Below are 14,907 nucleotides of genomic sequence, written 5' to 3' on the forward strand. Positions count from 1 at the left end.
TATCACCTCTCCATCCAAAAATGGACTCAATTTGCAAACTAGAGGTAATATGCCACAATGCAGGCCAAGTTATGTGCATTTTTTGGCGAATTGCGGCTTGCTTTTCCTGTTACTCGTCTTTCCTGCCTTCTTCCCCGTCCTCCGGGCCTTCGTGGTGTTCCGGAGCGGCAGCCCCTCCGTTATTGATCAGCTTGCGCTTTCGGGCCGCCTCTTCCCGTTTCCGCCGCCCCGATTTTCGCGCCAGCCAAAGGATGAGCAGGACGATCGCCGCGATGACCAGGACGGGAAGCGATCCGGACAGGATGACGATGATCCATTGGGCGATGATCGCGATCACGTCGACGCTGCCCTGAAAAGCTTCGGAAACGCGCTGCCCAAGCGGGGCTTGAACGGCGGACGCTTTCGGGTCCTCCTTTTTTTGGGGCGTCTCGTAAAGCCTGATTTCGACCGTGGAATAAGCCACGTTTTGGTCAATGTAACGCATGCGGCCTTTCATTTGCTCGATTTCCGCCTGGATGCGCTCCAGCTCGTTGGCAAAAGCGACAAGGTCGGTCGTTTTGGTCGCTTTTTTCATGAATGCAACGTATTGCTCCTCCATGATTCGCTTGGCCTTGAGCCTGGATTCCAGATCGACGTATTCCTCCGTCACGTCCTGCCCTTCGATGCTGCGCTGCAGGTTTTCGTGCGCGATGTTCTCCAGCCGGCCTAAAAAGGAGGAGAAACCGTTTGCAGGAACTTTGACGATAAACGTGCCGCCTTTTTCGCTGGCGGACTGGGTTTCGCTGAAATTGACGATATAACCGCCGGAAAGCGTCACCGTGTTCCGGACTTCCGACTGCGCCTTTCCATAATCCTGAATCTCCATCACGATGTTCGCTTTATACATCAGCTTTTTGTTCAGGCCGCTCGACAGATCCTGCGAGTTAAAGCCTGCGCCCGCAACCTGGGACGGCGAAGGCGCATTCGGCAGCCGGGCATCCGCTGAAGCCGGTTCTTCGGCGCTGTTGTTGACCGCAGCCTCCGCTTCACTAGTGGATTCCGTCGTCGCCTTCCCTTCGCTTGGCGCCTCCGCCATGTCCGCCGAGGAAGCTTGGCTGTTGACCGACGCTGCATCTCCCGCGCTTTTGTCTTGCGCTCCCGACGAACAGGCGCTGACCAACAACGCGAGCAACAGCAATGCAGCGATCCATGACCCCCGATATCTCATACCTAATCCCCCTCGAAGATGGATGAATTCCATTTTATCTACTAACGGTCCCATGATCTGGAAGGTTGCAGGCGGCACAAAAAAAGCCCCCCGGGATTTTTCCCGAAGAGCTATGGAATCGTTCCGGCCTCCGATTAACGGAAGTCGCCGGCGCGTCCGGCGCAGCCGCAAAGCTGCATTTTTTCGATGGCCGCTTGTTTCAGCGCCTGTTTGGCCGGAATCATGTATTTGCGCGGGTCGTTTTCTTCCGGATTGGCGGCAAATACCGCTTTGATGGCATCCGAAAACACGATGCGAAGTTCGGTCGCCACGTTCATCTTCGCCATGCCGAGGGACACGGCCCGTTTGACCTGCTCCTCCGGAATGCCGGAGCCGCCGTGCAAAACGAGAGGCACGCTGACGACGTCGGCGATGCGTTTGATGCGGTCGAAGTCGATGTTCGGATCGCCTTTGTAAATGCCGTGCGCCGTCCCGATCGCCGGGGCGAGCGTATGAACGCCCGTGCGCTCAACGAACTCGGCGCATTCGGCCGGATCGGCCAGCAGAGCGTCCCGTTCGTCCACGACGATGTCGTCTTCGACCCCGCCCACTTTGCCGAGCTCGGCTTCGACGTTGATGCCGACCGCATTGGCCGCTTCCACCACTTTTTGCGTTATCGCCACGTTGTCTTCGAACGGCGAATGGGAAGCATCGATCATGACCGACGTATAGCCGGCACGGATGCAGCTCATGATGACGGCAAAATCGGAGCAGTGGTCGAGATGGAGCGCGATCGGCACGCTCGCGCGGTTGGCGGCGACGGTCGCGGCTGCGGCGATGTAGTCCGCTCCCAGATGTTTGACCGTGCCCACGGTCGATTGCAGAATTAGCGGTGACTGTGCCTCTTCGGCCGCTTCGACGACGGCCTGGAGCATTTCGAGCGTATGGACATTAAAAGCGCCGATCGCGTATTTGTTTTGTCTGGCGGTTTGCAGTAAGGAAGTTGAAGAAACAAGTGCCATATTCATATTTCCCCTTCGTTTGTATGAATTTCGATGCATGATGGCCGGTTAGAACCGATGCTTGTTTTCCGGATATCAAACGGTTGCGGCATGTCTTTGTTTCGCGTACATGGCGCTTCCGGTGACGCCTGCATCGTCGTTGTTTAAGGCCGGGGCCACCTGAAGGCCCTCCCTGTAATCCGGCAATATCCGGCTGTACAGCTCCTTCCGCAGCGGCTCAAGCAGGCGTTCGCCCGCAAGCGCGCCCCCGCCGCCGACGATGATCAGCTCGGGACTGTACAGCGGGACCGCACAGGACAACGCGCGGCCGAGCAGCGTTCCCGCCTTTTCCATCACGCTGCGGGCGAGCGGATCGCCTTGATCGTAGGCGCGTGAAAGGTCCGCGGCGGACAGTTCCGCAAGCCGCTCCCCCGGATACCATTCCTGCAGGATGGACGCCTCCCCGTCTTGCATCCGCTTTTTCGCCTGGCGCACCATCCCCGAAGCCGATGCATAAGTTTCAAGGCAGCCATGCAACCCGCAAGGACACGGATCGGAAAGTCCGTCCATCACGATGTGTCCAAGCTCGCCGGCCATGTTCCGGTAGCCGTAGTAGAGCTTGCCGTCATTGACCATAGCCGCAGCGATGCCGGTGCCTACCGTCAGCCCCAACACATCCTTGAAGCCTTTGCCCGCTCCATGCATCGCTTCGCCGTATACATAAGTACGAACGTCGTTGTCAATGTACACCGGCAGGTTCAACCGCGCCTGCAGCCGCTGGGCCGCGGGCAGGTTTCGCCAGCCGAGGTTGCCCGCGAACCGGGCGATCCCTTCTTCCGGATCGACGAATCCCGGCAAGCCGATCCCGGCCGCGGCGACCGAGACGGCAGCCCCCGTTTGGCCGGCGAAACCGACGGCCGCTTCTTCGATCATGGATGCGATTTTTTCCAAAATGGCGTCCGGGCCTTTGGAAACCTCCGTGGCCCGTTTGATTCGATGCACGACCTCGCCGGAGGGCGTTACCAAGCCGCATACGATGTTGGTTCCGCCCACATCCACGCCTGCATATATTTCCATCTTCACACCCGCCCTGCATTATTCGATAGATTTTGAAATAATGATGTTACCGGGCTTGCGCCACGTAAACCTGAACCTGCTCCGCCTCCAGGCGCGCCCGCGTGTCCTCTCCGGGTTCTTCGTCCGTGATGATCCCGTGAAGGGCAGATAACGGCGCCACCTGGAACAACGAGTTGCGTCCCGATTTGGTATGGTCGAACACCGCGATCGTCCGCTCGGTCCGTTTCATCATGATTTTGGCGGTGTTCGCCTCCAGCTCGGAATAGGTGCTGACGCCCTGATCCACGGAAAATCCGTCGATGCCCATGAACATGATATGGATATTCAGCGCTTCAAGCGTCCGCTCGGCCAGCGGCCCGCACAGCTCGAAGTTTTTGCTGCGCAGCATACCGCCGGTGAGCACCACTTGAATTTCCTCGATCGCGGCCAGCTCCATCGCAATGTTGACGGCATTGGTGACCACGGTAATGTTCCTGCGGCTTTTTAAAGCCCGGGCGATCAGATACGTCGTCGTGCCTCCCGTCAAGCCGATGACGTCCCCCTCTTCGACCAGGGATGCGGCGAGCTGGGCAATGCGTTCTTTTTCCCGATAGAGCTTGTTTTGCTTTTCGTGGAATGGAATCTCCCTCCCGGCAATCAGTCCCGCGGGTTTCGCTCCCCCGCCCATCGTCCGGATGACCTTTCCGGCCTTTTCCAACGCCTCCAGGTCCCGTCTGGCCGTCGCCTCCGAGCAGTCGAATTGCTGGACGACTTCCTGAAGGGATATCGAACCGTTCTCCAGGATGAATTCTAAAATATGCTCCTGACGTTCTTCTTTCGATCCATTCCGTTCTCGCAAAACCATTTCGCTCCTTTATATGTCAGATTTTAACCACTTGGGTCAAATTCCGCGGGCTGTCCGGGTTTCTTCCCTCCCGCAGCGCGGTGTAGTAACCGATATATTGAACCAGCGGCATATTCAGCGCCGCTCTCGCCTCATCGCTGAGCTGCCGGCCGCCCGTGGCAAAGACCAGGTCCGCAAAAGCAGTATCTTCGCCGGCTTCGGCCGTCACGAGAACGACGTGCGCGCCGTATTCTTTCATTTCCTGCGCAACTTTGATTTCATAGGCTCTGGCCGTTTCGGACAGGAACAGGCATACCATCGTGCCAGGCTCCACCACCGATTTCGGACCATGCCGGAATTCCATTGTACCAAAACTTTCCGTCCATACGCAGGACATTTCCTTCAATTTCAGGCAGGCTTCGTGGGCCAGGCCGTTGTATGCGCCCATGCCGAGATAGATGAACTTGTTCAGCTCCGGATGGCCGTCGATCAGCGCTTTGGCTGCCGCATCGCCTTTCTCCACCGTTTGCTTGCTGAGCGCCATCACTTCCTTCAACTCGGAGAGATGGGCTTCGCTGCCCGCCGCCTTCGCCATCGCCGCCTGGAGCATAAAGGTCATGCTGCTGAACGATTTGGTCATGACGGTGCTTTTTTCGTTGCCGAGCGGGGACAACAGGCACGGCACGTTTTTCGCCATCGTGCTCTCTTCGTGGCAGGTTATGCCGCAGGTCGTCCAGCCGGCCAGCCCTTTGACCGAATCCAGCGCCAAAATCACTTCGGAGGATTCGCCCGAACGGGAGATGCCGACAAGCAGCACTTCCTTTTTCGCGGCGACGGCCTGCTCCCGGAACAGGTAAATTTCCGAGGACGGATGGGCGCTGGCGCTTTTGCCCGTCCATTTGCGGAAGGTGCTGGCCGCGGTTAACGCAAGATAATAAGAGGTTCCCGATCCGATAAAAACGACCTCGTCGAATTTGTCGCTTTTAAAATAGTTGTCCACCCAATCCTGCTGCCGTTCAAGCTGCTCCCAGGCGGCGGCAAGCGCCTCGCTTTGCCCTCCGATTTCCGGATACGTCAGTACGCCAAACTGTTCTGCCAATACGAACACCCCAGTCTTCAAAATGTAATGATAAGTCTTTATGCTGACATTATATTTCACTATAATGAAATTTACAATCATATATTTGATTGATTTTTGCAATATTTGCGAAATGAAATGATCTGCCTGACCGAACGCTTCCCCTCTATTGCCGCGATTTTTTCCGGAACTCCCCCGGCAGATAACCCGTCATTTCGCGGAATACCTTAAAAAAATATTTTTCGTTCGGATAACCGGACTGGACGGAAATCCACTGCACCGGTTTGTTCGTCTGCCGCAGCAGCTTTTTGGCATGTTCGATCCGCAGCTCGCGCACGTAGTCGTGAAACGTTGTACCGACGATGTCTTTGAAGCAGCGGCTGAAATAACTGCGGCTCATGTTGACCCGCTGGGCGACGTCGGGCAGCAGCAGTTCGGTTTGGTAATGCTCGCGGATAAAACCTACGGCATTGCTTATGCATTCTTGCACCTCCGCCGAGTAGGAGAACCCGGCTTCCGCATCCGCGTTGGCGGCCCGGAACGGTTCGGGGTCCGCCGCGTTGTTGCCCTTGACCTCGCGGATCCGACCCGCGATCCGGCTCAGAATGCCGTCTAGCTGCTCCTGCTCCAATTCGATTTTCGTGATGTAATCCACCGCCCCGAGCCGCAGCGCTTCCTGGATCAAAGCAAAATCATGATGAAACGTCAGCACCACCATGAACGTCCCGGGATATTTTTCTTTGACTTCCCTCATCAGTTCTAGCCCCGACATGACGGGCATCGCCAAATCCGTGATCAGGAGGTCCACTTTCGTGTTTTCCAGCAGCTCCAGCGCCTTTTCGCCGTTACCCGCTTCTCCCGCGACCGTAAACCCGTATTTTTGCCAAGGCATAATTCCGATAAAACCTTTTCTCACCAAATGGTCGTCATCCACAACCAGCACGCTTGTCATCGGCAGCATCTCCTTTATCTTCAAATCGGTATAGTCAGCATGACCGTCGTCGAAACGCCGGGAGTACTTTCGATGGAAAAAAGGGCCCCGCCGCCGTAATGGCTTTTCAGCATGCGCACCACGTACTGCAGCCCGATGCCCATCCCCACCTTCCCCGCTTCCGGGCGGCCTTCGATGAAACTGCGGATCGTCTCTTCATCCATGCCCCTGCCGTTGTCTTTGACGGCAATTTCGAGCAGTCGCCCCGTTTCCGCTTCGCGGATTTCCACTTCGATGACGCCGTCCCCGTCGAGGCCGTGGTACAGGGCATTTTCCACGAGCGGCTGCAAAATAAAACGCGGAATGGGCAAATCCAGAACCTCCGCTTCCACGTCGATATGAACGTCGATGCGCACGTTGTACCGGACTTCCTGCAGGGAAATGTAGCTCCGGATGGCCTCCAGCTCCGCCCGGACGGTCGGTTCGCCGTTTTTGCCCAAATTGTAGTACAGCAGCTTGTTCAGCGTGGACACCAGCCGGTCGATCTCCGCATGCCCTTCGCCTCTGGCGATCCAGCGGATCGTATCGAGCGTATTATGGATGAAATGCGGATTGATCCGGTTCATCAGCTTCTCCAGCTCAAGCGCGGACTTTTCCCGTTCACTCCGTTCGATATCTTCGATCAGACCCGAAATGCGGGCACGCATATGGTTCAGCTGCTCATGGATCATGTCGAACTCCAAATTGCCGGGGCGGCTCGCCGGTTTGGCCGGCCTTTGATGCTTCACGTCCCGAATTTCGCGGACCAACCCCCGCAGCGGATCGTAAATCATGCGCCAGGTAACCAGGGAAAACAAGACGCTGATAAAAATGGCCGCGACGACGGTGCCCGTAAATTTGCCGATCCATTTGTTCACTTCATGCTCATACGAGGACTTGGAGATGACCGTCACGACCCGCCAGCCTTGATTGCTTGGTTCCGAAAAAGCGTAATATCCGTTAACCGGCGTTTTCTCTTGCCGAATGTCCGGGAAAAGCCCCCCTTCCGGAAACGCATCTTCCGCTTCCGTAAAGGCAATCCGTCCTTTGGCGTCTACGATTAAATGCTCGTACCCCTGGGACCTCTCCTGATTCCGGATCAGCGCCTCCACCCATTTGTAATTCGTTTCGATATAGACGTAAATATCGTCCCGTTCCTTCAAATCCACCTTGCGGACCGCCGAAAACACGAGATGTCCGTCGAGCGGATTAAAGGACTTGTGGGGACCGTAATACGTGATCCGGTTGGCCTGAAGCAAAAGCGGCAGCTTGTACAGCGAAAACGACGGATCCGCCATGTAATTTTCGAAAAAACGTTCGTTCGTTTCGGCCGAAAAATAAAAGATCATGCCAAGGTTCGGATTCGTGAAGCCGATGACGCCAAGCTCCCGTTTGATTTCATCCTGCAGCGCCTTTTTGCCGTAAGCGTTCGCCTGCAAATACCTTTCGACGTCCTGGCCTACCTTCCCCTCGAACGCCAGCTGCTGGGAGACGTGGTTCATTTGGGAAAAGGTGTTGTCGAGCGACATTCGCACCTCATGCAAATGGCTGATCACGCTTGCCTTGGTTTTGTTTTCAAGCAAAGACAACATCGAATAATAGGTAATGCTGCCAAGGATGGCGAGCGGGAGCAGGGACGTCAGCGACAAAATGATGAGCAGCCGGTTTTTGAGCGAATAGGGCAGCTTGAACCGATGCTTGAACCGATGATACAAGGGCCGTTTTCGTTTCTCCATGCCATCCTCCCGAACACGTTTTTGAACATATTTTTGTATCCGCTTACAAAAATGATATGAATTTGATTATAGGTACCCTGGCAGCAGGCGGCAAGGCAAAACAGGGACGATTTTCGCTTGAAACCGCGCCGTTTCCTTCATTATATCCCGGCGAAAATCCTGCAAAGTCACAATTTTGCTTCTTGCTTGTTGCATTTTGTGCCGAAACGGCGGCCAAGCGGGAGACGAATGTGGACCTTCCGTGGACGAAAGTGGACTTTCCGCTCCGGAAAAAGGGTACCTCCTGACCGGAACCGGCCTTGAGATACCCTTCTGCCCGATATAAAGCTTCATGAAAATCGACCGATCCCGCCGATTGAGGCGGAAGTGACGCCGATAATCCTTCCATTTACCGCCCCGTCACCTGCACGTCCAGCTCGCCGTGATCCGGCAGCTGATACAGCTCCAGCTCATAAAGCGCGTACATGTTCCATGTTCGGTAGTCGGCATCGTTGATTTGAATCCGCAGCTTTTTGACCTCCGAAACGTCCGGAATCGCCGCAAACGTCTTTTCCATCACGTTGTCGTCTTTATCGCTCCTCCATTGAATCGGAACATGCCGGGCGACGGTATCGAAGTTCACGCCGTCCGTGGATACCTGCACGTCGATATCGGTGATGCCCTGCAGCAGGCCCGAGGTGGTTGCCATGACGATCGCGTTAAACGATTGCGGCTGATCCCAGGACAAGACGATGTCATGCGGGAACGGATGGGTGTCGTTATACCCTTGGGGGCTCGCAAACATCGTGCCGTAATCGCTGTCGGCCATTTTGGACGGGCCGTAGGTCACGCCTTGATCGCCGGTCCGCGTTGCGGTCGCGGTCACCTGCGCGCTGCTTCTGGCCTTGTTGATGCCGGGTTCATTTACGGCACCTTTGATCAAATGAAGCGTATATTCCTGTTTGGTTCGGCCGTCCGAAGCCGTGGACACGATCGTCATGCGGCTCATGCCTTCCGGAACGTCGGCGGTCGCCGCTTCGCCGCGGGCAACGGGCCGGCCGTTTACCGACATCGTGCCGTTTTCGTCGGTTTGGGTCGGTCTGACCGTCACGACATCAACCCCATCAGGCAGCGACAGGTGGTATTCGCGGACGCTGCTGTCGAACCGCAGCGATGGCACCTGATCGACCGCGATATTGCTGAGAGAGGCGTCGTACGCTTGCTGTCCTTCCGCCATGTACACGCGGAATGCGTCCAAATACAGGCCCTTGTTTTCCATGTTGACCACCTTGATCTTATGCCTGCCCGGCGTCAGATCGCGTTTGGCATAGATCGTAAAATAATCATGCTGCACCTTTTCGTACGCATCGGCTATGACCGGCTCCGCACCGTCGATCGAAATCGCCATGTTGCCGGAAGCTTCGTTTTTCTCGACGACAGCGTCGATCCCTTGGCCTTCAAACTCGTATTCCACCGCATCGTTTGCCGTTTCCGTCACCCGCACGCCGCCTTGGTAGGCGTACTGCCGGCTTTTGTCATACCAGGTGCCCGAATAGTTCAAATCCCCGCTTGCGCTGTCGGCCATGTACGTCAGCGGCAGCTGCTGTCCGTCGTACGGGCTGCCCGGGGCCGGTACGTCTCCAACCTGTTCGCCCGCCGCTGCCCTGACCATGTAGTCATGGAGCGCCTTGACGTATTCCGGCGAGAGCGTATACTTCCTTGCATCCGCCGGACTCACCGCGCTGTCGACGATTTGCTGCGCCAGTTCCGGACGGGTTTCCTGGATTTTGCGCAGCAGTTCGTACTCTTCAAGGCCATCCCTCTGCGCCTCGTAGCGGATGGAGCTTTTAACCGTCATATTTTTCTTGTCCGGATAGACGATGGTCGAATCCCCATACCAGCTGCCGACGTACCACGCGTTCCACGCCCAGTGCAGATGCCCCTCCACGCCATGCTGGAACAGGTTCCAGTACAGCAGTCTGCCCGTCAGCGTCGGCTGCGTCCAGAAGCGGTTCAGCCAAGGCGGCTGGTTGACCTCGCAGGTATACACCCACAAATCGCTGCCGGATGCTTGCTCAGCTTTGTACTGGACCTCTTTTTCCTGGAACGCGGGCGTTAAAGGAACCCATACGTCGACGTAAGGTTTCGTTTTATCATTTAATAGAATCCCGTGCGGATCGGCATCCATCGTTTTAAAGTCAGGGACGATGGATTTCACTTTTTTCGCGACGTATGTCCAGTAATTGGTTGCATTGTCGTCGATCGGCTCATCCCGGATGTGCTGGTACCAGGTAAAGCCGTTTTCGCTCGTCCAGCCTTTTTCCTGCAAATGGTCATGCAAGGCGGTGAGATAGTTGTTCAGAAAAGCGTCAGTTTGCGGCAGCGCGTCCGGCAGCTTTTCGTTCCAGGAAGGATCGGGCTTTTCGCCGGCCGGCATGTAGTTCAGGATGTGGATCAGATGGGCGTTCGCGAAGTTTCGCATGCCTTTGTCGATGAAAATTTGCATGTACCTGTCAAACAGCGACCAATCGAGATCGTCCGGCACGCCGCTTAGAAATTCGGAAAGATTCGTTCCCGTTTCCTTCAAGAACAAATCCGTCCGGACCCAAATCATGTTCTGCCGGTAATCCGTCATCACCTGCGCGAAATTGTCCATCAGCTTAAACCATTTGTCGCTGTACGTTTCCACTCCGTAATAATACTTTCCGACGTCGTACGCGTCCGACGAGGCGTCGCCGAACTGCATGCCGTCCCATGTAAAGCCGTTGGTCATCGCCCAAATGTAATTGATGAAACGGGTATCCGAGGTTTGCGGAATTTCTACGTCGGCGACTTCGACCTCGAGCGGAACCCGATAGTCCCCGCGATTCGTTTTGACCGTCACGCTGCCTTGATACCCCCCGGCTTCCGCAGTTGACGGCACATACGCCGTGATCCAAATCGGCTGCGTCGAGTTGGCGGCTGCCTTCATCGATTTTTCGTTCGACAACGGGTCCGGGATGTCCGACAGGGGATAGATCGGATCGCCTACCCGTTCGGGAAAAAAGATGTTCGGCTGAACCGTGTCCGGCAGCCCGTATTCGGCAAAATGGTACTTCAGGTTGCTGCTCGCGATGGACTTGCGTCCGCCGGAGACGAGATTTGAAAATTCAACCTTCGTGATTTTAAAATCGGACGTCCCCCGGACGGCGATTTGGGCGTTTTCGTATTCGTTTTTGGCCGACACGATGCGGATGCCCGTTTCCGGATGTTGCGGCAGCGTGCTGGTGCGGTATACGGTTTTGAGCGCATTGACGACCCATACGTCAAGACCCGATGGGGCCGCCTCCGAAACGGGTGCCGCGGACAGCAGCAGAAGAAGGGCAAGCATCAACGACGGTAATTTTTTTCGCACGGTACATCATCGCCTCCATGATTTTATTGCAAATCATTTCTCGCCTGTAAGACATGACGCCACCATAATATTCGGCAAAGAAGGCCAAAGCTGCTTCCCCCTACTCCTTCACCGACCCGAGCAAAATGCCCTGGATGAAATATTTTTGCAAAAACGGGTACACGACGAGCACCGGAACGACGGCCACGACGATTTTCGCCGCGTTCAGCGTCTGGTCCGACAGCTGCCTCATCAGCTCGTATTTGTTCGGGTCCGAGGCCATCGTGCTGATGCTCATTTGAACGACCAGCTGCTGGATGTAAGTCTGAAGCGGATAATGCTCCACGCTTCGCATAAAGATCATGCCGTCGAAAAACGAATTCCAATGTCCGACGATGCTGAACAAGGTAACGGTCGCAATCGAAGGCAGCGACAAAGGAATGTACACCCGAAACAGCATGTACCACGGACCCGCCCCGTCCATGCTTCCGGCTTCGTTCAGCTCCTTCGGAATGCCGCGGAAAAAATTCATGAGCAAAATCACGTTGAATACCGGCACTGCGGACGGCAGTACCAAAGCCCAAATCGAATCGAAGAGCCCGAGGCTCTTCACCAAAATGTAAAGCGGGATGACGCCTCCGCTGAACAGCATCGTAAAAATCAGGAACCACATGTAGATATTGCGGCCGGCAAACTGCTCGCTGGTCCGGGACAGCGGATAAGCCATGAGCACCGTCATCAAAAAGTTTATCGCCCCGCCCAGCAGCACCCGTTCGACCGACACCATAAAGGAATGGAGAAATTTCGAATCGGCCACGATCTGCTTATACGCGTACAGATTGAAGCCTTTCGGCCAAAACGATACGGCTCCTGCTGCGGCGTAAGCCTTATGGCTGAAGGACACCGCCACCGTATGAACGATGGGCGCAATGGACGTCAAAGCGATCAGCACCATGCCGACGATTAACAGGGCGTACCAAATTTTGGCCGATACCGTTTGGCTGCGTACCACGAGCTTCACCTCCTTCCCGGTTAGAAAATCCGGTAATTCGCATACTTGTACGCGAGCGAGTAGGAAAAAATGATCAGGACGAACGCGATGACCGATTTCATCAGCCCGATGGCCGTCGCGAACCCGTATTGGCCGTCCAGAATGCCCGCCCGGTACACGTAGGTGTCGATCACGTCGGAGGATTCATAGACGATCGGGGAATACATGTTGAAAATCTGGTCGAAGCCGGCGTTCAAAATATTGCCGATGGCCAGCGTCGCCAGCAAAATGATCGTCGCCCGAAGCAGCGGCAGCGTGATCAGGCGGGTTTGCTTCCGCCAATCGGCTCCGTCGATGGAAGCAGCCTCGTACAGATGGGGATCGATGCCTGCCAGCGCGGCCAAATAAATGATCGTGTTGAACCCGAATTCCTTCCACACGTCGCTGCCGATCAGAATGTACGGGAACACGCGGTTGTCCCCCAAAAATTGGATCGGGCCGATTCCGAAAACCTCCAGCATCCGGTTGACGATCCCGTCGGTCAGGAGCAGCTCCGAGAAAATCCCCGCCAAAATGACCCAGGACAAAAAATGCGGCAGGTAAACGATCGTTTGCACCGTCCGTTTGAACGCCCGCTGCCGGACTTCGTTCAGCAAAACGGCAAATACGAGCGGCACGATCAGGTTGGCCACGATTTTGGATATGGCGAGAAACAGCGTGTTGCGGATAATGACTTTGCTGTCGCTCAGTTCGAAAAAATAGGTGAAGTTTTCGAGCCCGACCCAAGGGGATCCGAAAATACCCTTGCTGATTTTGTAATCCTGAAACGCCATCAGCAGGCCGAACATCGGAACGATGGAGAAGACGACGAGCAGGATGACGCCGGGCAGCAGCATCAAGTGGTAATGCGTTTGGAACGGTTTTCTGCGCTTCTTGCCCGGCTTGAATGCGGAAAGCTCCGTTTGCGGCCGGACCGGCAGGCGGGTTTGCTCCGCTTTTCCCGTCATTTCTGAACGGCCTCTTGGACTTCCTTCATGATTTGCTCCCCGCCCTGCGCTTTCCAATCGGCCACGAATTGATCAAATGCATCCAGCGGCAGCTCGCCGAGGACGATTTTGAAATAGGTTTCGTTTTCCAGCTTCTGCAGGTTGCTCCAGCGTTTCTCCATCGTTTTCGTCGTGGCCGTGTACAGCGAATACACCTCATTGAACTTTACGTCCGCCATCGGCTGCCCGCCGACCAAATACGCATACGGAGGCCCCCATTCACCGATGTTCGCTTTCGGGTCGGCTTTATATTTGTTCCAGCGCTCCAGATGGCCCTGCATCTCCGGAGACAGCTGGTCCGGCGTCAGCTTGCCCTCGATCGCGCCTTTGATCATTTCATGTTTTTTCAACACCGCGTCGGGATCGCCGATGTTCAAATCGATCGGACGCAGGCTGACATAGGTTTGGTCCAGCTTTTTATCGTCGGGCGTCGGCGTTTGCAGGAATCGGGTATTGTAGTTGAAATACGTCATGACCGCTTCCGGGTGCTTAAAGCCTTTTTTCACCACGAGGAAGCTGCTGCTCGGAGGCACGACGGTCGCATTGTACTGCCCATGGCCGTCTTCGATCGCGTAGGCTCTCCAATCGGCCTTCGGATCGGACATCATGGCGTTTGTCAAGGTGCCGAACGGCATGTACCACGGCCCGAAAAAGATGCCGCTTTTCCCGCCGACCACCAGCTCGTCGGGATTTTTGCGGAGCGCGAAGTCCTTGTCGATCAGCCCTTTTTTGTACCATTCCGCCAGCTTGCCGAGCGCCTGCTTGGCTTCCGGCGTGGTGGAGCCGTATACGAGGTTGCCCGAGCCGTCCTTCAGCCAAATGCTTGGATAAGCGCCAAAAGCATTAAACAGCGCCTTGAAATCATAGTTCCAGCCGTAATCGGTCGTGACGACCCCGTTGTTGCCGGGCAGCCCGATCGTGTCGTTTTTGCCGTTGCCGTCCGGATCGCGGGTAATAAACGCCTCGGCGATCTTTTCCACGTCGTCCACCGTCTTCGGAGGCTGCAGGCCCAGCTTGTCGAGCCAGTCTTTCCGCACCCATATCTCCTGGAAGGAATCTCCCTTCGGCACGATGTTCGGAATGGCCAGCAGCTTGCCGTCGATCGTCGCTTTGTCGAGGGACAAGCCGTCGTTCAGCTCATAGATTTGCTTGACCTGATCGGACGCATAAGTTTCGAATACGTCGGTCAAATCCTCAAGCTGATCGGCGTCCGCCAATTCCAGAAACGTCCGTTCGTCCACGACCATCGCATCGGGCAGATCGTTGCTGGCCACCGCCAGCTTCAGTTTTTGCGTGTAATCGTCGCCCGAGGCGTACCACATATACTTGAACTTCACGTTCGTTTTTTCGGTGAAATGGCGGGTGTACATATTGTCTTCGATCGTGTCCCCCTGCGGGATTCTTTCGTTCGGCGACACCGCTTTGATCGTGCTCACCTCGACGAGCTCCGGCAGCCGGAACGGATCGATTGCCGTTTCCGTTTTCGCTTCGGGCGGTTTGCCGGGGTCCCTGCTTTCCTCTGCCGTTTCCTTCTTGCCGGACGTGCAGGCCGACAGCAACAGCATCACGGCGGCCAGCAGCACCAGCGCCGACTTCCCCTTTTTATTCATTAGCTTTCCTCGCTTTCCTGTAGGATTGATTCTAATG

Annotated in this window: 12 protein-coding genes; all 12 read right to left on the bottom strand. The window is 55.8% G+C overall.

Annotation, left to right across the window (positions count from 1 at the left end):
- Positions 1-109: 109 nt before the first annotated feature.
- The 12 genes from MKY58_RS20435 to MKY58_RS20490 all read right to left on the bottom strand — a co-directional run bounded on the left by MKY58_RS20435 (position 110) and on the right by MKY58_RS20490 (position 14,870).
- A complete protein-coding gene (locus MKY58_RS20435; protein ID WP_339321861.1) occupies positions 110-1,207 on the bottom strand; it encodes a DUF4349 domain-containing protein in 1,098 nt (365 codons plus the stop codon).
- Positions 1,208-1,341: 134 nt separating this feature from the next.
- Complete coding sequence (gene fba / locus MKY58_RS20440) at positions 1,342-2,208, bottom strand: class II fructose-1,6-bisphosphate aldolase (protein WP_036711843.1); 867 nt, start codon at positions 2,206-2,208, stop codon at positions 1,342-1,344.
- Positions 2,209-2,283: 75 nt separating this feature from the next.
- Positions 2,284-3,264 carry an ROK family protein gene (locus tag MKY58_RS20445; RefSeq protein ID WP_339321862.1) on the bottom strand — a complete coding sequence of 327 codons (981 nt, stop codon included), beginning with the start codon at positions 3,262-3,264 and terminating at the stop codon, positions 2,284-2,286.
- Positions 3,265-3,310: 46 nt separating this feature from the next.
- Positions 3,311-4,102, bottom strand: a complete 792-nt coding sequence (locus MKY58_RS20450; protein ID WP_339321863.1) for a DeoR/GlpR family DNA-binding transcription regulator — start codon at positions 4,100-4,102, stop codon at positions 3,311-3,313.
- 22 nt (positions 4,103-4,124) lie between these two features.
- A complete protein-coding gene (locus MKY58_RS20455; protein WP_339321864.1) occupies positions 4,125-5,186 on the bottom strand; it encodes an SIS domain-containing protein in 1,062 nt (353 codons plus the stop codon).
- Positions 5,187-5,331: 145 nt separating this feature from the next.
- Entirely contained in the window at positions 5,332-6,117 is a 786-nt protein-coding gene (locus MKY58_RS20460; RefSeq protein ID WP_339321865.1) for a helix-turn-helix domain-containing protein, read from the bottom strand.
- Positions 6,118-6,137: 20 nt separating this feature from the next.
- On the bottom strand, positions 6,138-7,871 hold the full coding sequence (locus MKY58_RS20465) for a histidine kinase (RefSeq protein ID WP_339321866.1): 1,734 nt from the start codon (positions 7,869-7,871) through the stop codon (positions 6,138-6,140).
- A 43-nt stretch (positions 7,872-7,914) separates the two neighbouring features.
- Positions 7,915-8,259 (bottom strand): hypothetical protein, encoded by a 345-nt coding sequence (locus MKY58_RS20470; protein ID WP_339321867.1) that lies wholly within the window; start codon positions 8,257-8,259, stop codon positions 7,915-7,917.
- Complete coding sequence (locus MKY58_RS20475; protein ID WP_339321868.1) at positions 8,260-11,244, bottom strand: glycoside hydrolase domain-containing protein; 2,985 nt, start codon at positions 11,242-11,244, stop codon at positions 8,260-8,262.
- Positions 11,245-11,344: 100 nt separating this feature from the next.
- Entirely contained in the window at positions 11,345-12,235 is an 891-nt protein-coding gene (locus MKY58_RS20480; protein ID WP_339321869.1) for a carbohydrate ABC transporter permease, read from the bottom strand.
- A gap of 20 nt (positions 12,236-12,255) precedes the next feature.
- Positions 12,256-13,110 (bottom strand): ABC transporter permease subunit, encoded by an 855-nt coding sequence (locus tag MKY58_RS20485; protein WP_339325213.1) that lies wholly within the window; start codon positions 13,108-13,110, stop codon positions 12,256-12,258.
- Positions 13,111-13,217: 107 nt separating this feature from the next.
- Entirely contained in the window at positions 13,218-14,870 is a 1,653-nt protein-coding gene (locus MKY58_RS20490) for an extracellular solute-binding protein (RefSeq protein WP_339321870.1), read from the bottom strand.
- Positions 14,871-14,907 lie beyond the last annotated feature (37 nt).

The organism is Paenibacillus sp. FSL W8-0194, from assembly GCF_037969745.1.
Taxonomy (GTDB): Bacteria; Bacillota; Bacilli; order Paenibacillales; family Paenibacillaceae; genus Paenibacillus_AQ; species Paenibacillus_AQ cookii.

Bases quoted from the DNA above. Each gene is read 5' to 3' on its own strand.
- MKY58_RS20465 (WP_339321866.1), bottom strand. From the start codon at position 7,871: ATGGAGAAACGAAAACGGCCCTTGTATCATCGGTTCAAGCATCGGTTC.
- MKY58_RS20445 (WP_339321862.1), bottom strand. From the start codon at position 3,264: ATGGAAATATATGCAGGCGTGGATGTGGGCGGAACCAACATCGTATGC.
- MKY58_RS20460 (WP_339321865.1), bottom strand. From the start codon at position 6,117: ATGACAAGCGTGCTGGTTGTGGATGACGACCATTTGGTGAGAAAAGGT.
- MKY58_RS20435 (WP_339321861.1), bottom strand. From the start codon at position 1,207: ATGAGATATCGGGGGTCATGGATCGCTGCATTGCTGTTGCTCGCGTTG.
- MKY58_RS20485 (WP_339325213.1), bottom strand. From the start codon at position 13,110: ATGCTGCTGCCCGGCGTCATCCTGCTCGTCGTCTTCTCCATCGTTCCG.
- MKY58_RS20470 (WP_339321867.1), bottom strand. From the start codon at position 8,259: ATGGAAGGATTATCGGCGTCACTTCCGCCTCAATCGGCGGGATCGGTC.
- MKY58_RS20490 (WP_339321870.1), bottom strand. From the start codon at position 14,870: ATGAATAAAAAGGGGAAGTCGGCGCTGGTGCTGCTGGCCGCCGTGATG.
- fba (WP_036711843.1), bottom strand. From the start codon at position 2,208: ATGGCACTTGTTTCTTCAACTTCCTTACTGCAAACCGCCAGACAAAAC.